The organism is Devosia sp. (assembly GCF_028290625.1).
Lineage (GTDB): Bacteria > Pseudomonadota > Alphaproteobacteria > Rhizobiales > Devosiaceae > Devosia.
Genome location: NZ_JAQGJM010000025.1, coordinates 37,081 through 60,510, shown reverse-complemented (window position 1 = coordinate 60,510; position 23,430 = coordinate 37,081). Strand labels below are relative to the sequence as shown.

General features: G+C 62.8%; 28 protein-coding genes. 11 read left to right on the top strand and 17 right to left on the bottom strand.

Features of this window, described 5'->3' with window-relative positions; all coding sequences use genetic code 11:
- From JWR51_RS14175 to petA, 7 genes are all read right to left on the bottom strand, one after another.
- Window positions 1-814, bottom strand: an 814-nt coding sequence (locus JWR51_RS14175; protein WP_299748543.1) for a DUF885 family protein, incomplete at its 3' end; no start/stop codon positions are given.
- Between the two features lie 133 nt (window positions 815-947).
- On the bottom strand, window positions 948-1,256 hold the full coding sequence (locus JWR51_RS14170; RefSeq protein WP_299748540.1) for a 2Fe-2S iron-sulfur cluster-binding protein: 309 nt from the start codon (window positions 1,254-1,256) through the stop codon (window positions 948-950).
- 107 nt (window positions 1,257-1,363) lie between these two features.
- Window positions 1,364-1,912: an adenine phosphoribosyltransferase gene (locus JWR51_RS14165; RefSeq protein ID WP_299748537.1), complete on the bottom strand. Its 549-nt coding sequence runs from the start codon at window positions 1,910-1,912 to the stop codon at window positions 1,364-1,366.
- Between the two features lie 24 nt (window positions 1,913-1,936).
- Window positions 1,937-2,131 (bottom strand): hypothetical protein, encoded by a 195-nt coding sequence (locus tag JWR51_RS14160; protein WP_299748534.1) that lies wholly within the window; start codon window positions 2,129-2,131, stop codon window positions 1,937-1,939.
- A 157-nt stretch (window positions 2,132-2,288) separates the two neighbouring features.
- Complete coding sequence (locus JWR51_RS14155; RefSeq protein WP_299748532.1) at window positions 2,289-3,158, bottom strand: cytochrome c1; 870 nt, start codon at window positions 3,156-3,158, stop codon at window positions 2,289-2,291.
- Window positions 3,159-3,175: 17 nt separating this feature from the next.
- A complete protein-coding gene (locus JWR51_RS14150; protein ID WP_299748529.1) occupies window positions 3,176-4,426 on the bottom strand; it encodes a cytochrome b N-terminal domain-containing protein in 1,251 nt (416 codons plus the stop codon).
- A gap of 11 nt (window positions 4,427-4,437) precedes the next feature.
- Window positions 4,438-4,962 carry a ubiquinol-cytochrome c reductase iron-sulfur subunit gene (gene petA, locus JWR51_RS14145; protein WP_299748526.1) on the bottom strand — a complete coding sequence of 175 codons (525 nt, stop codon included), beginning with the start codon at window positions 4,960-4,962 and terminating at the stop codon, window positions 4,438-4,440.
- 242 nt (window positions 4,963-5,204) lie between these two features.
- On the opposite strand from petA, the gene JWR51_RS14140 reads away from it, so the two are divergent.
- Genes JWR51_RS14140 through JWR51_RS14125 form a run of 4 tightly spaced genes read left to right on the top strand, consistent with a single transcriptional unit; the run spans window position 5,205 to window position 7,977 of the window.
- On the top strand, window positions 5,205-5,675 hold the full coding sequence (locus JWR51_RS14140; protein WP_299748523.1) for a TrmH family RNA methyltransferase: 471 nt from the start codon (window positions 5,205-5,207) through the stop codon (window positions 5,673-5,675).
- Complete coding sequence (gene hemF, locus JWR51_RS14135; protein WP_299748520.1) at window positions 5,672-6,547, top strand: oxygen-dependent coproporphyrinogen oxidase; 876 nt, start codon at window positions 5,672-5,674, stop codon at window positions 6,545-6,547. Before JWR51_RS14140 ends, hemF begins: the two co-directional genes overlap by 4 nt.
- 1 nt (window position 6,548) lies before the next feature.
- The gene (locus JWR51_RS14130) at window positions 6,549-7,724 is read left to right on the top strand and encodes an AAA family ATPase (protein WP_299748517.1); all 1,176 of its coding nucleotides are present in this window, start codon (window positions 6,549-6,551) and stop codon (window positions 7,722-7,724) included.
- Between the two features lie 58 nt (window positions 7,725-7,782).
- Window positions 7,783-7,977 (top strand): DUF1059 domain-containing protein, encoded by a 195-nt coding sequence (locus JWR51_RS14125; protein WP_299748514.1) that lies wholly within the window; start codon window positions 7,783-7,785, stop codon window positions 7,975-7,977.
- Here the strand turns inward: JWR51_RS14125 and JWR51_RS14120 are convergent, their stop codons facing one another.
- The 3 genes from JWR51_RS14120 to JWR51_RS14110 form a co-directional block, all read right to left on the bottom strand.
- Window positions 7,978-9,174, bottom strand: coding sequence for a CCA tRNA nucleotidyltransferase (locus JWR51_RS14120; protein ID WP_299748511.1), 1,197 nt, complete (start codon window positions 9,172-9,174; stop codon window positions 7,978-7,980).
- Window positions 9,171-9,797: a CoA pyrophosphatase gene (locus JWR51_RS14115; protein ID WP_299748508.1), complete on the bottom strand. Its 627-nt coding sequence runs from the start codon at window positions 9,795-9,797 to the stop codon at window positions 9,171-9,173. The genes JWR51_RS14120 and JWR51_RS14115 overlap by 4 nt, the downstream gene beginning before the upstream one ends.
- A gap of 101 nt (window positions 9,798-9,898) precedes the next feature.
- Window positions 9,899-10,450, bottom strand: coding sequence for an N-acetyltransferase (locus tag JWR51_RS14110; protein ID WP_299748505.1), 552 nt, complete (start codon window positions 10,448-10,450; stop codon window positions 9,899-9,901).
- 20 nt (window positions 10,451-10,470) lie between these two features.
- On the opposite strand from JWR51_RS14110, the gene JWR51_RS14105 reads away from it, so the two are divergent.
- Both JWR51_RS14105 and JWR51_RS14100 read left to right on the top strand, forming a co-directional pair.
- Window positions 10,471-10,632, top strand: coding sequence for a hypothetical protein (locus JWR51_RS14105; RefSeq protein ID WP_299748502.1), 162 nt, complete (start codon window positions 10,471-10,473; stop codon window positions 10,630-10,632).
- 171 nt (window positions 10,633-10,803) lie between these two features.
- Window positions 10,804-11,763: a glutathione S-transferase family protein gene (locus JWR51_RS14100; RefSeq protein WP_299748499.1), complete on the top strand. Its 960-nt coding sequence runs from the start codon at window positions 10,804-10,806 to the stop codon at window positions 11,761-11,763.
- Window positions 11,764-11,772: 9 nt separating this feature from the next.
- Here JWR51_RS14100 and JWR51_RS14095 read toward each other — a convergent pair whose 3' ends face one another.
- Window positions 11,773-12,246, bottom strand: a complete 474-nt coding sequence (locus tag JWR51_RS14095; protein ID WP_299748496.1) for an NUDIX domain-containing protein — start codon at window positions 12,244-12,246, stop codon at window positions 11,773-11,775.
- A 110-nt stretch (window positions 12,247-12,356) separates the two neighbouring features.
- On the opposite strand from JWR51_RS14095, the gene JWR51_RS14090 reads away from it, so the two are divergent.
- From JWR51_RS14090 to JWR51_RS14075, 4 genes are all read left to right on the top strand, one after another.
- Window positions 12,357-13,247: a metallophosphoesterase gene (locus JWR51_RS14090; RefSeq protein ID WP_299748494.1), complete on the top strand. Its 891-nt coding sequence runs from the start codon at window positions 12,357-12,359 to the stop codon at window positions 13,245-13,247.
- 90 nt (window positions 13,248-13,337) lie between these two features.
- Complete coding sequence (locus tag JWR51_RS14085) at window positions 13,338-14,666, top strand: hypothetical protein (protein ID WP_299748491.1); 1,329 nt, start codon at window positions 13,338-13,340, stop codon at window positions 14,664-14,666.
- Window positions 14,656-15,957 (top strand): UDP-N-acetylmuramoyl-L-alanine--D-glutamate ligase, encoded by a 1,302-nt coding sequence (gene murD / locus JWR51_RS14080; protein WP_299748489.1) that lies wholly within the window; start codon window positions 14,656-14,658, stop codon window positions 15,955-15,957. The genes JWR51_RS14085 and murD overlap by 11 nt, the downstream gene beginning before the upstream one ends.
- Window positions 15,957-16,286 (top strand): multidrug efflux SMR transporter, encoded by a 330-nt coding sequence (locus tag JWR51_RS14075; RefSeq protein WP_299748486.1) that lies wholly within the window; start codon window positions 15,957-15,959, stop codon window positions 16,284-16,286. The genes murD and JWR51_RS14075 overlap by 1 nt, the downstream gene beginning before the upstream one ends.
- On the opposite strand, the gene JWR51_RS14070 is transcribed toward JWR51_RS14075, so the two are convergent.
- On the bottom strand, window positions 16,283-18,010 hold the full coding sequence (locus JWR51_RS14070; protein ID WP_299748483.1) for a hypothetical protein: 1,728 nt from the start codon (window positions 18,008-18,010) through the stop codon (window positions 16,283-16,285). The genes JWR51_RS14075 and JWR51_RS14070 overlap by 4 nt on opposite strands.
- A 268-nt stretch (window positions 18,011-18,278) precedes the next feature.
- Here JWR51_RS14070 and JWR51_RS14065 point away from each other — a divergent pair, with 268 nt between their 5' ends.
- Window positions 18,279-18,719 (top strand): response regulator, encoded by a 441-nt coding sequence (locus JWR51_RS14065; protein WP_299748480.1) that lies wholly within the window; start codon window positions 18,279-18,281, stop codon window positions 18,717-18,719.
- 272 nt (window positions 18,720-18,991) lie between these two features.
- Here JWR51_RS14065 and JWR51_RS14060 read toward each other — a convergent pair whose 3' ends face one another.
- From JWR51_RS14060 to JWR51_RS14040, 5 genes are all read right to left on the bottom strand, one after another.
- Window positions 18,992-19,489 carry an MgtC/SapB family protein gene (locus JWR51_RS14060; protein ID WP_299748477.1) on the bottom strand — a complete coding sequence of 166 codons (498 nt, stop codon included), beginning with the start codon at window positions 19,487-19,489 and terminating at the stop codon, window positions 18,992-18,994.
- Window positions 19,490-19,552: 63 nt separating this feature from the next.
- A complete protein-coding gene (locus JWR51_RS14055) occupies window positions 19,553-20,338 on the bottom strand; it encodes an SDR family oxidoreductase (RefSeq protein ID WP_299748475.1) in 786 nt (261 codons plus the stop codon).
- Complete coding sequence (locus JWR51_RS14050; protein WP_299748472.1) at window positions 20,339-21,385, bottom strand: NAD(P)-dependent alcohol dehydrogenase; 1,047 nt, start codon at window positions 21,383-21,385, stop codon at window positions 20,339-20,341.
- Between the two features lie 122 nt (window positions 21,386-21,507).
- Entirely contained in the window at window positions 21,508-22,326 is an 819-nt protein-coding gene (locus tag JWR51_RS14045) for an ATP-binding cassette domain-containing protein (protein WP_299748469.1), read from the bottom strand.
- Window positions 22,323-23,399 (bottom strand): ABC transporter permease, encoded by a 1,077-nt coding sequence (locus JWR51_RS14040; RefSeq protein ID WP_299748466.1) that lies wholly within the window; start codon window positions 23,397-23,399, stop codon window positions 22,323-22,325. Before JWR51_RS14040 ends, JWR51_RS14045 begins: the two co-directional genes overlap by 4 nt.
- Window positions 23,400-23,430 lie beyond the last annotated feature (31 nt).

Here is a 23,430-nt window from a genome sequence, read left to right as displayed (position 1 = left end):
ACACGCCGGCATCGTGGGTCGCCTTTTTCTGCATCTCCTTGACCAGCGCGATCTGGCGATCCAGCGCGGGATAGACGTGGTCCTTCACCGCCCTGGCGGCCATGGCGCCGTAATCGCCGCCGAGCTTGGCGGCCTTGGCGCGGCGCACCACCGATTCCGTCAAGGGCGAGGCTTCCGGCGACGGGCTGCGCAGCTTGGTCATCGCCAGCATCAGCTTGGCCAGCGCGAAATCCGGCGCGATCACGCCCAGCGCGATGTCATGGCGGGTGACTTCGATTTCCTGGTCCAGCGATTTGGCCAGGCCGCCCAGCCGCGCCACATAGGCGTCGGCATCGGCCTTGGTCTCGATGGTGTGCTGGGTGTCCAGGAAGCTGGGCCCGTTGACGGCGTTGCCGCTGAGCTGGCTGAGGATATAGGGCTGGCCGGCCGAGACGGGGCCATAGTTGAAACGCTTGGCGGCTTCGTCGCCGGTGGCGAAGCTGTACATCACCACGTCGTAGTTGGCCTGGTCCTGGCCGGAGACGGAATTGCGGTCGAAGGCCTTCAGCCGCGCCAGCTGGCTGGACTGCAGCGCCTTCAGCTTGGCGATGCCCGCCAGCGAGGCGTCGTCGACCAGGCTTTTCTGATAGGCGCGCGCACCGTTATCCAGCCCCAGCGCGGTGACGCCGACAGGCGACAGGTCCAGCGACTCTTTCATGAACTGGTCGAACAGCGCGTCCAGCGCTTTCGCGCCACCGGGCGCGGCAAAGGCAGGCACGGCGGACATGGCAACAGCAGCAGCGCCGGTCTTCAGCGCATGACGACGATTCAGCATGAGAACCCCTTGGAAAAAATCGGGCTCGCGCCATCCGCAAGCCACTCTCTTGCATGGCAAGGTAGCGGGGCGAAACAGACCCGGCAAGGCCGGTTTGTTGCGATTATTTCGGGGAGATTATTGGATTCTGTCGCTACTCGGGGGCGACAGTGACCACGATGCCGTCGGTTTCGGCCGAGCAGATCACCTGACACGACAGCCGCGAGTTCGGCTCCACCGCCAGCGCCATGTCCAGCATGTCGATCTCGGCTTCGCTGGGCGCCGGCAGCTTGTCGTACCAGCCGTCGGTCACATAGACATGGCAGGTGGCGCAGGCGCAGGCGCCGCCGCATTCCGCCGCGATATCCAGCCCGCCATCGCGCAGGATTTCCATCACGCTCCAGCCGTCACGGCCTTCCAGCGTGTGTTCCTTGCCCCCGCGGTCCTTGGCGATGATCTTCATGGCAGCCTCTTTATACCGTTATCCCTTGTCAGGGATTTTTGTTGGTCGCGCGTCCGGACGTTTCTACGCGGTTGCTAGAAACCGCTTCGCTCGCCTGGCCGTCGCTCCTAGTGCCCCTCAAACGCCACAAGCGCAGACACCGGCATGCCCAAAGCGCGCAGCTTGTCGGCGCCGCCCAGTTCGGGCAGGTCGATCACGAAGGAACAGCCGATCACATGGGCGCCGGCCCGTTCCATCAGGCGAATGCCCGCCATGGCGGTGCCGCCGGTGGCGATCAGGTCATCGACCAACAGTACGACATCGCCCTTGTCGAGCACATCGGCATGAATCTCGATGGTGTCGACGCCATATTCCAGCGCGTAGTTCTGCCCGATCGTCTCGCCGGGCAGCTTGCCCTTCTTGCGGATCGGCACGAAGCCGACGCCCAACGCAATCGCCACCCCGGCGCCGAAGATGAAGCCGCGCGCCTCGATGCCGGCCACATGGGTCACACCCAGCCCGCGATGGGCGGCGGCGATGCGCTCGATGCTCTCCTTGAAGCCCTGCGGGTGCTCGATCAGCGTGGTGATGTCGCGGAACAGTATCCCCTTCTTGGGGTAGTCCGGGATCGTGCGCACAAGCGATTTCAGGTCGAGCTTGGAAGGGTCGAGCGACATGGGACGCCTGTAGTCAGAGGGAAATTAGCGGATGCGGCGGCCGATGATGTGGCGGGCGATGACGCCGGCGCCATAGGCCGCATTGCGAGTGGCATTGATCGCCGTCTCGCGCGCCTGTGGATTGTTGACCACGGCATTGACGCCGGCCCGCACTACGGGATGGCGGCTGGCGGTGATCGCGGCACTGACGACGGTAACGGCGATGCGAATGGCGGACATGGCGGCTCCCCGACGTGCGGTGATTTGCTCAAGCAACATATTGCGGTCTTGGGCCCCGATGGCAAGGGGGCAAAACCGCGTGATCGCCCGGCGCAAGACAAAGGGCCCGCGAAGGGCCCTTTGAAAATGTGTGGCGATGAGCCGGGCGATACCGCCCTTAATGCTCGATACCCTGCCAAATCTTGCGCTTGGTGGCGTACATCAGGCCGGCGAACAGCACGAGGAACAGCAACACCTTGAAGCCGGTTTCCTTGCGCGATACCAGGCCTGGCTCGGCCATCCACATCATGAATGCGGACACGTCCTCGGAATACTGGTTCACCGTCTCGGGAACCGTCACGCCGTCTTCGCCGGGCACGTAGGTGACCGCGCCGTCCTGCAACGGAGGGGGCATGCTGATGGCGTGGCCGGGGAAGTAGTCGTTGTAATACTTGCCTTCCGGCAATGCGAACGGTGTACCGTCGGCAGCGTGCGGTGCGTTTTCCGGAACTTCCTCGTGATAGCCGTTCATCAGGGCGTGGATATAATCCGGGCCGCCTTCGGAATAGCCAGTGAAGTAGTTGGTGATCCACCAGGGAAACGCGTCGGTGACGCCACGGGCCTTGGCCAGCACCGAGAAGTCCGGCGGAAGCGCGCCGCCATTGGCATCGCGAGCATCCTGCTCGGTCGCGAATGGCGATGGCCAGCGATCAGCAGCGACGCCCTTGCGGGTGCCGCCCTCGGCGGTGGCATCGGCAATGTTGTACTCTGCCGCCAGTGCCTTGACCTGACCTTCGGAGAAGTGGGGACCACCCTCCTCGGCCAGCGTGCGGAAGGCGATCAGGCGCGCGCCGTGGCAGTTGGAGCAGACTTCGCGGAACACCTGGAAGCCGCGCTGCAGCTGGTTCTGATCATAGGTGCCGAACAGGCCCCCAAAGCTCCAGCTCTGCTTTTCGATATGCGGCCCGCTGTGGTCCTGCGCAAAGGCGGGAGCAGCGAAGGCGGCGACAAGCGCGACGGCGGCGAGGATAGTCTTGGTCTTGAACATCGATACGATCCCGCCCATCACGCATGTGCCTTTCCGAGCACGCTCTCCGAAATGCTGGCCGGCAGCGGCCGGGGCTTTTCGATGCGCGAGAGAACGGGCAGGACGATGATGAAGTGAGCGAAGTAGTAGGCCGTGCAGATCTTGGCCAGGATAACGTAGACGCCTTCAGCCGGTGCCGCGCCCAGATAGGCCAGCGCCAGGAAGTTGATCACGAACAGCCAGTAGAACCACTTGAACATCGGCCGGAACGTGCCCGAACGAACCTTGGAGGTGTCGAGCCAGGGCAGGAAGAACAGGATGACGATCGATCCGCCGAAGAAGATCACGCCGCCGAGCTGCGAGTTGATGAACAGGATGTTGAAGTCGATGGCGCGCAGGATCGCGTAGAACGGCAGGAAGTACCATTCGGGCACGATGTGAGCCGGCGTCACCTGGCTATTGGCCATGACGTAGTTATCGGGGTGACCCAGGATATCGGGCGCGAAGAACACGAACCAGGCAAACGGGATGGCGAACAGCACGACGCCGTAGAGGTCCTTCATCGTATAGTACGGATGGAAGGGCACGGTATCGCGGCTCGACTTCACGTCGACGCCGATCGGATTGTTATTGCCAGGCACGTGCAGTGCCCAGATGTGGAGCACGACGACCGCAGCAATCACGAATGGCAGCAGGTAATGCAGCGAGAAGAAGCGGTTGAGCGTCGGATTGCCCACCGAGAAACCACCGCGCAGCAGTTCGAGGATCGGATTGCCCAGCACTGGAATGGCGCCGAAGATGTTGGTGATCACGGTGGCGGCCCAGAAGCTCATCTGGCCCCATGGCAGCACGTAGCCCATGAAGGCAGTCGCCATCATCAGCACGAAGATCAGCACGCCCAGGATCCACAGGATTTCGCGGGGCGCCTTGTAGGAGCCGAAATACATGCCGCGGAAGATGTGGACATAGACGGCGGCGAAGAACATCGAGGCGCCGACCGAATGGACGGCCTGGATGATGCGACCGCCATTGACGTCGCGCTTGATATGCTCGACCGAGTCGAAGGCCAGGGCGACATTGGGGGTATAGTGCATGGCGAGGATGACGCCGGTGACGATCTGCACCACCAGCATGATCGCCAGGATCGCCCCGAAGGTCCACCAGTAGTTGAGGTTCTTGGGCGTCGGGAAGTCCATCAGGTGCTCTTTGGAGAACCTGATGATCGGCAGACGTTCATCGAGCCACTTCTCGATGCCGGTCCCGGGCGTATACGTCGAATGTTCTGACATCGGAGCCCCCATTAACCGATCTGGACCAGCGTATCGCTGATGAAGTCATAAGGCGGCAGCACCAGATTCTTGGGCGCCGGCCCTTTGCGGATACGGCCCGCAGTATCGTAGACCGAGCCGTGGCAAGGGCAGAACCAGCCATCATACTCGCCCGACTCACCCACCGGCACGCAGCCGAGGTGAGTGCAGTTGGCGATCATGATCAGCCACTGTTCGTGGCCGGGCTTGGTGCGCTGTTCGTCGGTCTCGGGATCCTTGAGGTCGGCCATCGGAACGGCCTTGGCCTCGTCGATTTCCTTCTGCGTGCGGTGACGCACGAACACGGGAAGCCCGCGCCACAGGATGGTAACCGACTGGCCCTCTTCGATCGCGGACAGATCGAATTCGATGCTGGCCAGCGCCAGCGTCGAGGCATCCGGATTGAGTTGATTGATCAGCGGCCAGACCGTGGCGACAACGCCAACGCCCCCAACCGCAGCGGTGGCGACAAAGATAAAGTCTCGCCGTGTCCCGTGATGTTCTGCTTGCGTAGCCAAGGTTACGATCCCCGTCCGATACACCTAAGACGCGCCGGCAGTCGGCGGGTCCGCACGCGCATACGCGGAATCGGTCGCCATCCGCCCTCAAGCGGCCACGTCAGTTGCGGTTCTTTTTGCACTGTCACAAGCACTTGTCCAGAGCGCCGGGCAGTGACATGAGACAAGTGCGACACTATACCCAATTTCCCCAGCGGCAAGCGCCTCGGCGCCCTTCCCCGCACCAGCAAGAAGGCATGCCGATGCCGGTCGATCTGGCCCTCTATCAACCCGATATCGCTCAAAATACCGGCACGCTGATCCGGCTTGGCGCCTGTATCGGGGTGAGCGTGCATGTCATCCATCCGACCGGCTTTATTTTCTCGGCCAAGACCCTGCGTCGCGCTGGCCTCGATTATCTCGACCAGGCCATTGTCGTCGAACATACCGGTTTTGCGGCGTTCGACGAGTGGCGCCGGGCGGCGGGCCGCCGCCTGGTGCTGCTGACTACCAAGGCCACCCAGTCCGCCTATGCGGCCGATTATCGCGGCGACGACATCATCATGGTGGGGCGCGAAAGCGCCGGAGTGCCTAATGCCGTGGCCGAAATCTGCGACCTGCGGGTGCGTATCCCGATGCGCGAAAACCTGCGTTCGATCAACGTCGCGCTTGCGGCAACCCTCATTGTGGGCGAAGCCAAACGCCAGACCGATGGATTTTCAGACCTAAAATGACCACGACAGACCAAGACATGGACACCAAGAAGCTCACCGCGCAGGCCTGGTTCCGCGCCCTGCGCGACCGCATCTGCGCCAGCTTCGAAGCCATCGAAGCCGATGTTCAGGGGCCTCATAGCGATCGCGCGCCGGGCGCATTCGAGCGGACCCCCTGGGACCGCGCGGCGGGCGGCGGCGGCGAAATGAGCATGTTGCATGGCCGCGTCTTCGAAAAGGCGGGGGTCCATATCTCCACAGTCCACGGCGAATTCTCAGCCGATTTCGCCAAGCAGATGCCGGGTACCGAGGAAGGCGCGCAGTTCTGGAGCTCGGGCATTTCGCTGATCGTGCATCCCTGGAACCCGCATGTGCCGGCGGTGCATATGAACACGCGTATGATCGTCACCGGCAAGCAGTGGTTCGGCGGCGGCGCCGACCTGACGCCGGTGCTCGAGCGGCGCCGGACGCAGGACGACCCCGATACGGCCGACTTCCACGCGGCGATGCGGGCGGCCTGTGTCGATCGGCCCGGCGTCGACTACCAACGCTATAAGGAATGGTGCGACGAATATTTCTTCCTGCCCCACCGCAACGAGCATCGCGGCACCGGCGGCATTTTCTATGATCACCACAATTCGGGTAACTGGAACGCCGATTTCGACTTCACCAAGGCGGTGGGCGAAGCCTTTCTCGGTATTTATCCTGAACTGGTCCGCCGCAATTTCGAAACCCCATGGACCGAAGCTGATCGCCATGAACAACTGGTGCGACGCGGCCGTTACGTCGAGTTCAACCTGCTCTATGATCGCGGCACCACGTTTGGGCTCAAGACCGGAGGCAATGTGAACTCGATCCTCTCCTCCATGCCACCTGAAGTCCGCTGGCCGTGACATGACGCTCTCCGCCGTTGAAATCATCGGCTATCGCTCGATCCGCAAAATCCGGTTCCCGGTGCGGCAATTGACGGTGCTGGTGGGTGGCAACGGCGTCGGCAAAACCAACCTTTACCGTTCGTTGGAGCTGCTGCAGGCAGCGGCGCGCGGTACACTGGCTGACGAGATTGCCCGCGAAGGCGGCCTCGGCTCGATCTTCTGGGCCGGAGGCAAGAACCTGTCGCCCGATGGCGAATTCGACCCCATGTACCGCACCGACGGCTATCGCAAGGGCGAGGACAAAAAACTAAGGCTGGCCGCCAGCTTTGCCGACCTTGGTGATGGCAGCTTTGATCCGACCTATCAGCTCGAGCTGGGCTTCCCCATCAAGATAGTCGCGGCAGCCTTTCCCAACGAGGCGCAGGTCAAGGCGGAAAGCCTCGACTGGCAACAGCGCGGCAAGGCCGTGAACCTGATGGAGCGCAAGGCCGGCGTCGCTTGGGCGCGCGACGCCACTGGACGGCGCGAACTCGCCAATGACGACCTGCTCGCCAGCGAGACGGCCCTGGCAGCACTCTCGGGACGATCGGAAATTGCGCTGGTGCGGGACCAGCTCATTGCCTGGCGATTTTTTCACAGTTTCCGCACCGATGCTGAGTCGGCACTGCGCCGTCCATCGCGAGCCGTCACCGCACCGTCGCTTGCTTCGGATGGCAGCAATCTGGGCGCCGTCCTCGCGACGCTGCACCATATTCGCGGCGATCGGATCGACCTCGACAGAGCTATCGAAGACGCCTTTCCGGGCGCCGAACTGGTCATTCCCGAAGTGGGCGAGTTCGCCACGTTCGGCATGCGATATGCCGAGATGCCCAAGCGGGTGTTTGCGCCGCATGAACTTTCTGATGGGACACTGCAGTTTCTCGCTTTGGCAGGGGCGTTGCTCTCCTATCGGCTGCCACCCTTCATCGCCCTGAACGAGCCCGAGAACAGCCTGCACCCAAATCTGCTGCCGATGCTGGCGCGGCTGATCGTCAAGGCGGCGGAGCGCAGCCAGATCTGGGTGGTGACGCACGCTCGCGATCTTGCCGACGCTATCGCCGCCGAAAGCGGCGTCATCGCCCGCGAAGTGGTGCGCGACGATGGCGGAACCTGGCTTGAAGGCCTCAACCAGATCGGCCAGTTTGCTGACGAATAGCGGAACTCTCCCCGCCACGAGACGTTTGGTCTGCGCAATCCAAATCTAGGAGGATGCAATGAAGCGTTTTGATTCTGGCACACTGATCCCCGGTTCGACTTGGCATACCGAAGCCGACAACGAAGCCGAAGTGGTGCGCCGCGCGGTGGAAAACCTGCGCAATCTGCACGGGGAAACCGAAATCCGTCCCGACATGATCGAGCGGATCAAGGAACGCATCGTCGATACCAACGACAAGCCTGTCAGGCACTGATCAGGCCTTAGCCAATTCCAGTAGCGCCGGCCGGTCGAGGGTGAAGCCACTCTCGACCCATTGGCGTTCCAGCCGGTCGAGGACATTGCCCAGATCGGGACCGGGGCGCATGCCCAGCGCGAGCAAATCCTTGCCACCGACAGGGAATTTTGGCGGCTCAATGGCGTCGACCTGCTCGGTGATGGCGACCTTGCCCGCCTCCCCCCACCCAGCCAAAACCGCCGCCACATCGATGGCTTCGCGCAGATGGTCGGCGTGGCGATAAACCGCTTCGTTGACCTTGAAAGCACGCAGTAACTCGCTGGTGGTCTTGATCGCCTGCGCCGCATCGATATCGGCATTGGACAGGCGCCAGCGGTGTTGCAGCGCGTCGGCCTGCTGATGCTCCAGAATCAGTGCCAACCTGGCGTGAAATTGCGGCCTTCCGGCCTGCCGCTCATAGGTCTTGAGCAGCGCCAACGTGTCCTCATCGATCGGCTCCAGGCCGATGCGGGTCATGGCACGCAGCGTGGCGGCGACCTGCGGCAGGGACAACATGCGGGTCATCTCGGCGCCGACGCGTTCGGCCGACAGATGACCGAGACGCCCGACCGCCGTCGCGCAGGCCGCTAGTCCCGCAGGATCGTAAGTCTCGCCGCCGTGGCTGGCGGAAAAACGGAAGAACCGCAACACCCGCAGGCCATCCTCGGCGATGCGCTGGGCCGCCTCGCCAATGAACCGCACATGTCCGGCCAGGCAATCATCCAACCCGGCCAGCGGATCGAACAGGGCGCCCGATGGCTCGGCATACAGCGCATTGAGGGTGAAGTCGCGCCGTTGCGCGTCCTCGGTCCAGTCGGTGCCGAAGGCGACCTGGGCATGGCGGCCGTCGGTCTCGACATCGCGCCGCAGGGTGGTCACTTCGGCTACGACCTCGCCCAAACGCAGCGTGATGGTGCCGTGATCGATGCCGGTGGGATAGGAGGCGATGCCGGCGGCTTTGGCGCGGTCGATCACTTCAGTGGGCAACAACTCAGTGGCAAAATCGATGTCCGGATTCTCGCGGTGACGATCCAGCAGCGTATCTCGCACTACGCCGCCGACAACCCGGGTCCGTCCGGCCGCACCGTCGAGTACGGCGAATATAGCCTGCGTCTCGGCGCGCTTGAGCCAGGCCGCTTCGCGCAGTCGCGCTTCTGCGGTGGCCAGCGCACTCATGCTGCGGCCTCGTCATAGGCCAGATCGCGGAACAGGCGGGTCAGGTTGGCGGTAATGCCCCAGATGCGATGGCCGTCATGGTCGATCTGCCAGGTCTGGCCGCGCTGGCCGCCGCGTTCGAAACGGAAATGCCCGTAGCTTGCGGCACTCAGAATGCGCGCTAGCGGCACTTCAAACACCGAGTGCACCTCGCCCGGATTGGGCACGAAGGGGCGGCTGGGGGTGACCGTCGCCACCACGGGAGTGATCAGGTAATTGGTGCCAGTATAATAGGTCGGCATATAGCCCAGCACCGTGGCATCGGCCCGTTCCATGCCCACTTCCTCATGGGCTTCGCGCAAGGCTGCATCGGCGGCATCGACGTCTTCGGGGTCGATCTTGCCGCCGGGAAATGCCACCTGCCCCGAATGCGAGCGCAGGTCCGGCGATCGCTCAGTGTACAGCACCGTGTGCCCTTCGGGCCGCGCCACGATGGCGATCAGCACCGCGGCGGCCACCGGGGGCCGGTCGAACGGCTGTGGCGGCGTCCAGTCGGGCACCAGATTGCGCGCTTCCGCCAAGGCTGGCGGCGCGGAGAGGAGACGCGAGGCAATGCGATCGATAATAGCGTCGTCAACAGACACGGCGCACCCAAATGGATTCTTCGAGACGACTTTAGGCGACAAATATGAACCCTGCATCCTCTGGAGAGAATGCAGGGTTGTCAAACCTCAAGTATCTTATCTCAAACCGGCTTGAATGCGGCGATCGATCCGCTGAGCGAGGTGGCGAGACTCTTGTCCTCGGCGAGCAGCAGCACGCGGGTGACATCGACCGGGCCAGGGAACTGGATGGCGCCGGGCGTGGTGATTTCCCAACCCAGCGGGCAATAATAATCCTGATCGCCAACCAGCAGCACGAACGAACCCTCGCCACGCGCCAGTGCCCGCTTGCTCACCTCGAGCGCCAGCAGCTTGCCAGCACCGCGTTTGCGGAAATTGGGATGCGTCGCCAGCGGGCCCAGCAGATAGCCATTGAGGCCGCCAACGCTGATCGGGGTCATCCAGACCGAACCGCAGGCAATACCATCGACTTCGGCAACCAGCGACAGGCTGGTATCGATCGGGAACCGCTCGCGCACCCGGAAGGCCGTGCGGGCGAAACGGCCGGGACCAAAGGCAATCGCCTGCAAATCGTCGATGAACGCATCATCGGCAGGCGTCGCGGGGCGAACGGTCAGCACACCAGGGAAAGGCACAGCAGCGGCCGCAGCCGAAGGCAGGGGAACAACGGTCATGAGACTGATCCAGAAATGGCATGCAAAAGGACAATTCGGCAGCTCAAAAAGAGCGCCGTTCAAGGACCCATCAGGGTCGTCGTGTCACCAGCAAAACCTTTACCATCCTGGGCGCCTCCACGCCTGATTTCCGCATTAGCACCATGATGACCCCACGTAAACAAAAACGTCCGCATCGCTAAAAGTTTTTCGAATCCACGCGCTGGCTATGCGCCAAACTGACAACGCTGCGTTGCCGCCACATGACATTATCGACGCGTGCTCGATCGCTTATCTGTGCCACAAGTGCTGCAACCCATCCGAGCCAGCAGGCGCTGCAATTCGGACAATAAGACGACGAAAGGTGCCCGATCATGGGACAATTGATTGACGGAAACTGGTCGACCGAATGGTACGACACCAAAAAGACCGGCGGCAAGTTCGTGCGCGGCCAGTCGGGCTACCGCAACTGGATCACCGCCGACGGCAGCGCCGGCCCCTCGGGCGAAGGCGGCTTCCCCGCCGAAGCCGGGCGTTACCACCTGTATGTATCGCTGGCCTGCCCCTGGGCGCATCGGACGTTGATCTTCCGCAAGCTCAAGAATCTCGAAAGCCTGATATCGGTCTCCATCGTCTCGCCCAAAATGCCCGACGAAACCGGCTGGAGCTTCAACAAGGACGAAGGCTCAACCGGCGACGCGCTATTCGGCAAGGACACGCTGTGGCAGGTCTATACGCAGGCTGATCCTCACTACACCGGCCGCGTAACCGTGCCGGTGCTGTGGGACAAGCAGCGGGGCACCATCGTCTCCAACGAGAGCTCGGAAATCATCCGCATGTTCAATTCGGCCTTCAACGAATTGACCGGCAATACCGACGATTATTACCCCGAAGAGCTGCGCGCCACGATCGAGCCGATCAATGCCCGCATCTATGACGACATCAACAATGGCGTCTACAAGGCCGGCTTTGCCACCAGCCAGGCCGCTTATGACGAGGCCGTCGCCAAGGTGTTCGATGCGCTCGACTGGGTCGAAGGCCTGCTGGGCGAAACCGCCTATCTCACCGGCGACACCATCACCGAAGCCGATTGGCGCTTGTTCACCACATTGGTACGGTTCGACGCGGTCTATGTCGGCCACTTCAAGTGCAATCGCCAGCGTATCGCCGATTACAAGAACATCTCGCACTATCTCAAGGCGCTCTACGAGGTGCCCGGCGTCAAGGAAACGGTCGATCTCGACCATATCCGCACGCACTACTATTGGAGCCACACTGGCATCAACCCGACCCGCATCATTCCGATCGGACCGGAACTGCCGTTCCTCTCGTAAGTTACCTGTCTAGTAGCCCCACACGTCCCGGCGCGGGGCCTGGTCAAAAACCTCGTCGATGCGCTGGGATGTGGCGGGGGTGATCTTTTCAGGGAGCGCGGCCTTGTCGAACCAGGCCGCCTCCGCGATCTCACGATTGGGCCGGAACTCGAATTGTTGCTCGAATTGACGTCCCACATAGAGAGCCACGTGATCGCGATTGGTCGCGATTTTGTTGTGATAGATGCCGAACAGCTCAAGCGAGCCCGTAGCCTTGTAGCCGGTTTCTTCCAGCAATTCGCGCCGCGCCGCCGACTCGATGGTCTCGCCCGGATCGACGCCGCCGCCGGGAAATTGCCAGCCGGGCACATAGGTATGGCGGATCAACAAGACTTTATCGGCATCGATCAGCATGACCCGAGCACCCAGCGTCATGCGGTGAACTGCGCCCTTGAGGTTCAGGAAGAGCGCGGCCCGCATGGTCTGCCAGCGATTCATCTGCATGGTCTGCTCCCGATCTCCCTCATGCGTAGCAGAGGTTTAGCTTCCACAAAATTGACGCTGGCGCGAAATGACCATTTTCTTGGCGCCAGCCTTCTGGCATTACGCCCGCAATGATCACTCTTGCCCATATTTCAGACCTGCATTTGTCGCCCATGCCCGAGGTTGCCTTCCGCGATCTACTGGGAAAACGGCTGACCGGCTATCTCAACTGGAAAATGCGTCGCAATGAAGAGCTGAACAGCGAGACGCTGGCGAGCCTGGTTGGCCATATGCAAGCGCAGAGTGTCGATTTTACTGCCGTGACGGGCGATCTGGTCAATCTGGCGCTACGCTTCGAAATCGAGCGCGCCGGTCGCTGGCTCGAGGCGCTGGGTCCCAGCGCCAAGGTCGCGGTCTGCCCCGGCAATCACGACGCCTATGTGCCCGGCGCACTGGAATCGGCCCAAGAAATCTGGGGCGATTACATGAAGGGCGAAACGCTGGACGCTTCGGCCTTTCCCTTCGTGCGCCGGATTGGCGACATGGCGATCGTCTCCTGCTCCAGCGCCGTGCCGACGCGGCCCTTCCTTGCCATCGGGCGGTTTGACGAGAACCAGGCCGAGCGGCTGGCACGCATCCTGACCGCGCTGGGCGAGGCAGGCATGTTCCGCGTCGTCATGATCCACCACCCGCCAAATGCGGAACTGCAGCACCCCTCCTTCGGGCTCAAGGGCCACAAGCTATTCCGCAAGGTCATCGCCGAGCACGGGGCCGAGCTGATCCTGCACGGCCACACGCACCGCTCCTCGATCCACTCCATTTCCGGCAAGGGCCATGAAGTGCCGGTGGTCGGCGTCGCGGCGGCCAGCGCCGCGCAGGGCGGCACGCTGGACGATCCGGCCCGCTACAATCTGTTCCGCATCGAGAAAGCAGGCAATGCCTGGACCTGCACCATGCGCGAATTTGGCTTCCAGCGGCTGGGCCACGATATCGTCATGCGTATGCAGATGCGGATTTCCTGATCTCCGCCGCACTCCCGCTGCGTTTGCAATTCCTATATAGAGGATGACACCGCTGCTTCGCGGCCCATCATTCAAGGCAGTAACCCCGGCTTGAACGCACAATTCCTCATCGAGAGCCCGCAATTCGACGCCACTACCGGGATTGCCCAGTTCAACTATGGCCTGCACGACAAGCGTTTCGTCGAAGTGCTGGAGCTGCCGCACGGCGCCGATGCGACGGCTGCGGAAAGCCCGGCCTTCCGCAAATTGCTCGACCTGACGGCGATCGTGCTCGGCGTCAGCTATTTCAAGTTGACCGCACCGCTGGAGATCTGCACGCCCAATATTCCGCTGACCGAGGCCGAACGCGCCTTCGTCATCGATGTGTATGAGAACGGCCTGGGCGAATTCTACGCGCGCAACAACCTGATGCGCTTCGGTCGGCTGAGCGTTTCGGCACCGCACGACACCGAGACCCTGCCGGCGTTCCCCCTGCCTGATCGCGCCTTGTTGCCCATCGGCGGCGGCAAGGATTCGCTGGTCAGCGTCGATTTGCTGAGCCATGTTGGCGTCGAATTCACACCCTTCGCCGTCAATCCCAAGGGGCCGATCCTAACCTCGGTCGACAAGATCGGCAAACCGCCGATCTATGTGACCCGCACGCTCGACAAGGAGATGATCCGCCTCGGTAAGGAGCCGGGTTATTACAATGGCCACGTGCCCTCGACGGCGATTAACTCGATGATCGGCGCGCTCTGCGCCGTGCTGTTCGGCTACAATCGCATCGTGCTGTCTAACGAGCGCTCGGCCAGCGAGGGCAATGTGGTGTTCGATGGCCGCGAGACCAATCACCAATATTCCAAGTCGCTCGATTTCGAACGGTTGATCGCCGACGTACTGGCCAATGCGACAGGCGGCACGCTGCAATATTTCTCGCTGTTGCGCCCCTACTCGGAAGCGCGGATTGCGTCCTTCTTCACCCGCGAAACCAAGTTCGACCACGTGTTTTCGAGCTGCAACCGCAATTTCCGGCTGGCGGGGCATGATGGCCCGCTGTGGTGCGGCGAATGCCCGAAATGCCATTTCGTGTTCCTGATTTTCGCGCCGTTCATGGCCAAGGATCGCCTGTTGGCGATCTTCGGGCAGAACCTCTTGGAGAACCTTGCCAACGAAGCCTCGTTCCGCGAACTGTCGGGCCTCGCTGGGCAAAAGCCCTGGGAATGCGTCGGGGAAATTCTTGAGGCCGCGGCGTGCTTCTATTCGCTGACGCGCCATGCCGATTGGCACCAGGACGCGGTGGTCAAGGCGATCAAGGCGGACCTGTTTGCCCAATATGGCGAGCCGGCGCTGCAGGCCGCCCTGGCCGATTGCCTGATCGACAGCCACAGCCACCACATTCCGCCCGATCTGGCCGCCAAGGTTGCCGCCTATGCGGTTTGAAGAGCCCATCCTGCTCTATGGCGCCGGCCGAGAGGCCAAATCGACGCGCGCCTTCCTCAAGGCCCGCCAGCCGGACCTCAAGGTCTTCGTCACCGTCGATAGTGGCGAAGCCGACATTGAGGACGCCGAGGTCATCGCTCCCGAGGACCTGAAAGCGGCTCTCGCGGCGCACCGCTTCGGCCTGATCGTCAAAAGCCCGGGCGTGTCGCGCTATAAGCCGTTCTTCGCCCTGGCGCAGGATGCCGGCATTCCGGTGACTTCGAACCTCAACCTGTGGGGCGGCGCCTATCGGGACGGGCGCACCGTTATCGCCATCACCGGCACCAAGGGCAAATCGACCACCGCGACGCTGGTCCATCTGATGCTGACCCGCTCCAACATCGATGCGGGGCTGGCCGGCAATGTCGGCCTCGCGCCGCTTGAAATCGCCGATCGCCACCCGGTGGTGATCTTCGAATTGTCGAGCTACCAGACCGCCGACATGAACTTCCTCCCCGACATCGCGGCGCTGACCAATCTTTATCCCGAGCATGTCGACTGGCATGGCTCGGTCGAACGCTATTTCCACGACAAGCTGCATCTGATCGATCGCGATGGTAGCTTCGCGGTCGCCTTGGGCGCTGGGGCCAAGGGCAATGCCGTGGTCGCCCAGGCGGTGCGCGACCATCGGCGCCTGCTGCGCGAGCTGACGCGGGACGAGCTGGTGGCCATCGACAAAACGGCGGTCGGCTCGCGCCTCAAGGGCAGCCACAACCTCGACAATGCCCGCCTCGCCGCCCAGATCGCCCTGGCGGCGGGCGCGACATTGCAGGGCGTCGTCGACGGAATCGTGGCCTTCAGGCCCCTGCCCCATCGGCTCGAAGAGCACCGCTTTGGCGGCATCACCTTCGTCAACGACTCGATCTCGACCACGCCCGAGGCCACCAAGGCGGCTCTCGCCGCCTATAAGGGCCAGCGCCTTGCCCTGATCGCCGGCGGCCACGAGCGGCAGCAGGATTATGCCGAACTGGCAACGCTGCTGACCGGCTACGGCGTCACGGTGGTGACGTGTCTGCCGGTTACGGGTGAACGGCTTGCGCAAGCCACGCGCGAAGCCGCACCGCAGATCGTGGTGCTGGAACAGCCGGACCTCGAAACCGCCATGCATAACCTTTATCAACACCGCGACCAGTTCGACGCCGTCATCCTGTCGCCGGGCGCGCCGTCCTACAACCAGTTCAAGAATTTCGAGGAACGCGGCAAGATGTTCGTCGCCCTGGCCGAGAGCATTTTCGCCCCAGGCACGCTCTGATGGGCGTCGCATTCCTCGTTATGGCCATCATCGGCGAAGTGATTGCCACCTCGTTCCTGCGCGCCTCGCAGGGTTTCACCCAGCTCATTCCCACGCTTGTGGTCGTCGTCGGCTACGGGTTCACGTTCTATTTCTTTTCGCTGGCCCTACAGACCATTCCGGTCGGAATTGCCTATGCGATCTGGTCGGGCGTCGGCATCGTGCTGATCTCGATTATCGCCTTCATCGTCTATAAACAGACGCTCGATGCGCCAGCGCTGATCGGCATGGGCCTGATTCTGGCCGGCGTGCTGGTGATTAATCTGTTCTCCAATTCTGCGATGCACTAAAACGGATTGCTGAGCGCGGGCTGCGGCACTCCAGCCGTGGCCAAGCCATTGCCGATCTCTTCCAGCAAAACCAAATCGCCGATCCGCTCGCGCAGCCGCGGCAGGATACCGGAGGCGCGAAACGCGGCGACTTCCAGCACTTGCGGCAGGTAACGGTTGACCACCCCGGCATTGCCGGCCGCCGATGCGGCCACCACCGCCAGCACCGAACCCAGTTCCGGGTCAGCCATCGCATAGGTCTGGGCATTGGAAATGGCCATGGCGAAGTGCTCGTCGCGCAGCGCCTGCAATGTGGGCACCGCGAAATACCACGACGGGGGCACAGGCCCCGACACAGCCCTGGCGGCCAGCGGTTCTGCCTCACTCAGACTGCCCTGCAGAGCCATCAGCCGCGCCGCCGCCGCCAGCGCATCGGCATTGGCGGGATTGAGCTGGATCGAGGACGCATAGGCGGCGCCGGCCGGTTGGAACTGGCCTTGCAATTCGAACCAACGCCCCTGTTGTTCCCAGACGAAACCGCTAAGTGGTGCCAGCGCCGTCGCCCGTTCGAGACTGACCTGGGCGATACGCATTCGATCGGCCGTTTCGAGCACCGGTGCACCGGCACCCACCATGCCTTCACTGATCAGACTGGCCTGCGCGGCGAGCGCCAAGGGCTCCTGCCGATCGGTCTCGGACAAGCCGGCAAAGCACGTCGCGGCGATAGCACCGCTGGCCGCGGTACTGGCTTCCCGGTAGAGGTCGAACAGCACGTGGCACAGATAGAGCGTGGGCACGCCATCGGCCGGCATTCCCCCACTGAGCGCCTTGCGCGCGGGCAAATGCAGGGGACCGCGCGGACTGCCGAGCACCAGGCTCAGCGCTTGCGATATCTCGTCCAGCGCTTCCGGCTGTATCGACCGCTGCTCGCTGACGGGGATCGTGCGGCTCCAGACTACCGCGCCCGAGGCCGTTTCGGTCAGAATGGCGCTATATTGTACCGCTTGGTCCGCCCGGCGGACGATGCCGGTCAGCACGAAATCGCTGGGCGCGGCGGCCACAGGCACCGCCACGGATTCGCCGCCGCCGTAACGCGCATCGATGTCTTCGAAGGCATTGAGGTCCGTCACCAGTTCCAGCGCAAGGCCCGCCACGACTGGCCTGCTGCCGCCGCCGGACAGGTCCTGGAATTCGACAATGGTTATGCTTGGTCCGCGTAGCGCCGCCACGCTCGAATGCTCCCGCCGGGGCTCCCAAGTGGATAGCGCATAGGCTAGTGCCGCAATGCCAAGGGTGATGATCAGCAGGCTGAACCAGGACAGCGTGATGTGGCCGCGCGGCCGAGCGGCCGGCGCCACCGGCGTCACTACGTCCGAGGTCTCGATCTCCACGCCTTCGTCGGCCCCGATAGCCTCGAACACCGGCACATAGCGCCCCACCGGCAGGGTAATGCGCACCGCATCGGCAATGCCCGCCGAGGCATAGTATTGCTCCAGCAGGCCGCGCAACCGCCGGGCCTGCACACGCACGATGGGATCGACCTGCGGGTCGAAATCGGCAGCGCGGCCGAACACATCCACGGCGATGGAATAGGCCTTGATCGCCTGCTCGTCGCCATCCAGCGTCTGCCGCACGATATAGTCGAGAAACCGGCCAAGCTGCGGCGAACGCCCGATCTCGGGCCAGCCGAGAACGCGGTCCAGCGCGGCAAGCACGGTCTGACGATCTGGGGTGGCAGCAGGCACAGCGGACCTCCTGCCGCATTACTGCTGCTTTACATGTAAAACGCAAGTCGAGTTACCTGCGGGTAACCTTACTTTCCCTAGTCAGAGCGCCCGGATCCGGATCATAGGGCGGGTGTCGCTGCAAGTGATGCGACATAGAATTTCTGCGGCTAGGCCCCGCTGAAGTCCCTTTTTAGACCCCAATCCGGCCAGCACTCTCCGCACGAGCGGCGGGTGATTTTGCCTTTGTCATGCCAACCTCGCCAGATGCGGCGGCACGAGGATTTGAATGAACACGGTTGTGGATAACACGCCCTATTATGCGCTTGTCGATGACGATGCGCATTCGGCGCATCTGCTCACCCGCATGCTGCTGGCCCACGGCGCGCCGAGAATCGTAACCTTCGCCAACGCGACCGATGCCATCGCCCGGCTGTTCCCATCGCTGGCGACACCGGCCACCTGGCCGAGCCTGGTGATCATAGATCTCAAGGCCCATAGCGCCGCCAATCTGGAATTCGTGGCCCTGCTGGCCCCGGTGATCGGCAACGACATTCCGGTTGTCGTCATGGCGCAACGGCCGGACCGGCAGCACATCGCCGACCTGCACGACGCCGGCGCCGACGCGGTTTTCACCCGTCACGCCGAACGCGATGCCTATCGGCGCGAGGCGGCCAATATCGTCAGTTTCTGGGCGCGCAGTCAGCGCCTCGATGCGGTTGGCATGTAGTCCCTGCGTCCACAGGTTACATGCCTCGGTGGGGAGTGATGCTGCAAGATCGGGCCTCGGCCCGGCCCCTGCATTCCCAAGTATCCTCTCCACCACTTCTTCCTCGCTTGATCCGCCCACCGGATCGCGAGGTGTGGCGGCCTCCCAAGGGGCCGCTCACGGGAGCGCGGCGCGACTCCTCCCGGTCGCGTCCGCACGAGGGGAGAAATGAAATCGGCAGCGCGCTAGCCCTCAGCGCCGTTGCCGGAGTTTTTCATTTCTCCCCGCGCCCTTCAACGTCTATTTCTTCGGCTTGTCTTGCTCGCCCGAGATAACGCCATGCGCCAGGACGCGCAGCATCGCCAGCACCAATACGGCGAATAGCGCCACCCCGAACGCCACGACGTAGTAGCCGAGCGCAGTGGCAATCCCGACCGCGCCCGCCAGCCACATCCCGCTCCCGTTGTCAGACCCTGCACGCTGCCGCCACTGCGGAAAATGGCGCCCGCGCCGAGAAATGCGATGCCGGCGGTCACCGCCTCGACAGCGCGGATCGGATCGGCCGGTGTTTCTCTACCTTCCAGGGTATGAAAAATCTCGAACGCCAGGATGGTGAACAGCGCGCCGGCCACCGCGATGAGGATATGGGTGCGCAGGCCGGCACCGCCGGTGTTGAGCTCGCGTTCAAGCCCGATCATAGCGCCAAAAATGGCCGCCTTGAACAGCCTTATGGCGATGATGTGCTGGGGTAGATACGTCTCGACCAAACCGAATTCATTGCCGACATCCATTACCACTATCCTCGTGCTGACGCTTCGAGCGTCAACACGATTTGCCGGGCAAGGTTCCGGCGATCAGACGGTCTTGAGCCAGCCGCCATCGACGAAATAGGTGCTGCCGGTCGAGTAGCTGGCCTTGTCGGAGCAGAGGAACACGAAGAAATTCGCCAATTCCTCGGGGGAGCCAAAGCGCTTCATGCCGCCGGCCTCATCGGCCACGCCCTGCAGATAGGCCTCAAAACCACCCTCGCCAGCGATCTGCTTGGCGGTCTTGACCCAGTCGGGTGTGCGGATCAGGCCCGGATTGATGGTGTTGACGCGGATGTTGTCGCCCACGACCTCATTGGCCAAGGTCTTGGAAAACATCATCAAGGCAGCCTTGGTGGTATTGTAGATCGGCTCGTACCACAGCGGCTGCACCGCGCAGATCGAAGCATTGTGGATCACGGAGCCACCGCCGCGCTGCTTCATCATCGGCACCACGCCCCGCGCCAACCGCACCGCGGCCATGACGTGCAGGTCCCAATAATATTGCCACTTGGCGTCATCGGCGTCCTGGATGGTTTCGTTGGAGCCGGTGCCGGCATTGTTGATCAGGATATCGGCGCCGCCAAAGGCCTTCTTCGTGCCGGCGATCACCGCCTCGCAGCCTTCGGCCGTCGCCACATCAGCACCAATCGCCGTGGCGATAATGCCGTAGGCACTGGCCACCCGCGCCGCTTCGTCGTCAGCGCGTGTCTTGTCGCGCCCGACCAGCACGAGGTTGACACCCTCCGCCGCCAGCCCTTCGGCAACCGCCAGCCCGATACCCACTGTGCCGCCCGTGATGATGGCGACTTTGTCGCGCAACCCCAGATCCATTTACTTCGCTACCTTGATTTGCAATTTCACGTCGGTCGGACGGGCTTCTACGGCCCGGTCGAACGCCGCGATCGAATCCTCGAAGTCGAAGGTCGCCGAGATCAGCGGCTTCAAATCCACCTTTCCCGAGGCGAACAGCGCAATCGCCCGGTCATATTGGTGGGCATAGCGGAACACGTTCTCGATCCGCAGCTCCTTGGTAGAGGCGGCCGCGATATCGACGGCCACCGGATCGACCGGCAGGCCGACGACCACGATGGTGCCGCCTGGTCGCGGCAGGTCCATAATGGTCTTCCACGCGTGAGGCGAGCCCGAGCACTCGAACACCACATCGGCACCCCAGCCCTCGGTCAGCCGCTTGACCTCGTCGACGATGTTCTTGTCGCGGATATTGACCGGGATGACGCCCTGATAGCGCGCCGCGATATCCAGCTTGGGCTGCGCCAGATCGGCGACGATGACCCGCGCGCAGCCCCCGGCCAGCGCCGCAATCGCCACCATGGTGCCGATGGGTCCGGCGCCGAGCACGACGGCGGTATCGCCGGGCGTGATCCGCGCTTTGGTCGCCGCCTGCATGCCCACGGCGAATGGCTCAACCATGGCGCCTTCGGCAAAGCTCACATTGTCGGGCAGCTTGAAGGTGTAATTGGCCGGATGCACCACTTCGGGCGTCAGCACGCCATGGATCGGCGGCGTCGCCCAGAAGCTGACGGCCGGATCGATATTGTACATTCCCAGCCGGCTGGCACGCGAATTGGGATCGGGAATGCCCGGCTCCATGCAGACGCGATCGCCCACCTTGAGATGGGTCACGCCGGCGCCGACGTCGACGATAGTTCCGGCCGCCTCGTGTCCCAGCACCATGGGCGCATTGACGACGAAGGGGCCAATCTTGCCGTGAGTATAGTAGTGCACGTCCGAACCGCAGACACCCACAGTGTGGATGGCGATCTTGACCATGCCGGGCCCGACCTCCATCGGCAGGTCGATCTCCCGCATGGCCAGCTCATGCTGGCGTTCGAGGACAAGGGCGCGCACTTTAGTCATTGGAATTCCTATTATTTTACGATCTCGCAAGAGATGCCGGCGAGTCAGATAGCGTGATTTTTCGAGAACCGGAGCGCAGCGTACATTGAGTACGTGAGCACCGGAAGCGCAGAAAAGTCGCGCTAGCTGGCCGCCGGGGGCGGCATGGCGCCGGTCATGATGGCGACGGCGTCGGACATGGTATGATTTTTTGGATTGATCACAGCGATCCGCTTGCCCAATCGGTGGATGTGAATGCGGTCCGCGACCTCGAACACGTGCGGCATGTTGTGCGAGATCAGCACGATCGGCAGGCCGCGCCGCTTGACGTCGAGCATCAGCTCCAGCACGCGGCGGCTCTCCTTGACGCCCAAAGCCGCAGTGGGCTCGTCCATGATCACCACGCGTGATCCGAATGCCGCAGCCCGCGCCACAGCGACGCCCTGGCGTTGGCCGCCGGAGAGGGTTTCCACCGACTGGTTGATGTTCTGGATGGTCATCAGCCCGAGCTCGCTGAGCTTTTCGCGCGCCATGCGGTTCATGCCGGAGCGGTCGAGCAGCCGGAAGATGTTGCCCAGTGGCCCGGGCTTGCGCATTTCGCGGCCGAGAAACAGATTGTCGGCGATCGACAAGGCCGGCGACAGCGCCAGGTTCTGATAGACCGTCTCGATCCCGGCCAACCGTGCTTCCATCGGCGACTTGAAGCTGATGGGCGAGCCATCAAGTTTGATGACACCGGCATCGGGGATCACCGCGCCGCACAGCGCCTTGATCAGGGTGGATTTACCGGCGCCATTGTCGCCGATGACGGCAAGGATCTCCCCCGGCATCAGCTCAAAATCGGCATTGTCCAGCGCCACCACCTTGCCGTAGCGCTTTTGCAATCCAGTCGCCGACAGGATCGGCTGTGGCCCGGCGATAGGTGTCGCGGTGAGATTTGCGGCCGTTTGATCGAGGCTCATGCTGAAATCTTCCTGATCCACTGATCGATGGTGACCGCGAGGATGATGAGCGCGCCGACGGCGAATTCCTGCCACAGCACATCGACACCCGCGAGCGCCAGGCCGTTGCGGAACATGCCCACGATCAACGCACCCAGCAGCGTGCCGACGATCGAACCGCGCCCGCCGAACAGCGAGGTGCCGCCGATCACCACGGCGGTGATGGAGTCAAGGTTCGCCGTCTGGCTGCCGAGCGGGGAGACCGCGCCGACGCGGCCGATCAGCACCCAACTGGCAATGGCGCAGATGAAACCGGCCAGCGTATACACCCCGATCAGCGTCATTTTCGTGTTGATACCCGCCAGCCGCGCGGCTTCGGGATCGTCACCGGTGGCGTAGATATGGCGCCCGAACGCGGTGCGGTTGAGGATGTACCAGATCGCTGCCGCGATCAGGATCATCAGCATCGAGCCGGCCGTCAGCACCGCCCCGCCGCCGATCGGCACGCGCGCGCCCATCCATTGCAGCATCGGCGCTACCGCCGCGATGTCCTGGCTGCGGATGGTCTCGGAATTGGAGATGAAAATCACCATGGCGCCGTAGATCGACCAAGTGCCCAGCGTCACGATGAAGGGCGGCAGCTTGACGAGGGCGACCAGTACGCCGTTGATAAATCCGCACAAAATGCCGGTGCCGATGCCGAGCACGAAGCTGGCTTCCACCGGGACGCCCGCCACCACCGACAGCCGCCCCATCACGATGGATGACAGGATCATGATGGCACCGACCGACAGATCAATACCGGCGGTCAGGATGATCAGCGTCTGCGCGATGCCGAGCACACCGATGATGGTCACCTGCTGCAGCACCAGCGACAGGTTGAACGGCGCGAAGAATTTGGGGCCCGCCGCCACCGAGAAGATGGCAATGCCCACAATGAGCACGATGAAGGGAATAGCCGTCGGGTAGGCATGCAAAAAGGCCTGCAACCGGCGGATCGGGCTGGGCGAGTCTTCCTCGAAACTCGCTACGCCCTGCTCGACACCCGCCAGGCCTTTTTCGGCAGTCGACGTCCCCGTCGCGTCATCGCTCATACGATCCCCTCCCAGGGTTATTCAGTGTCCG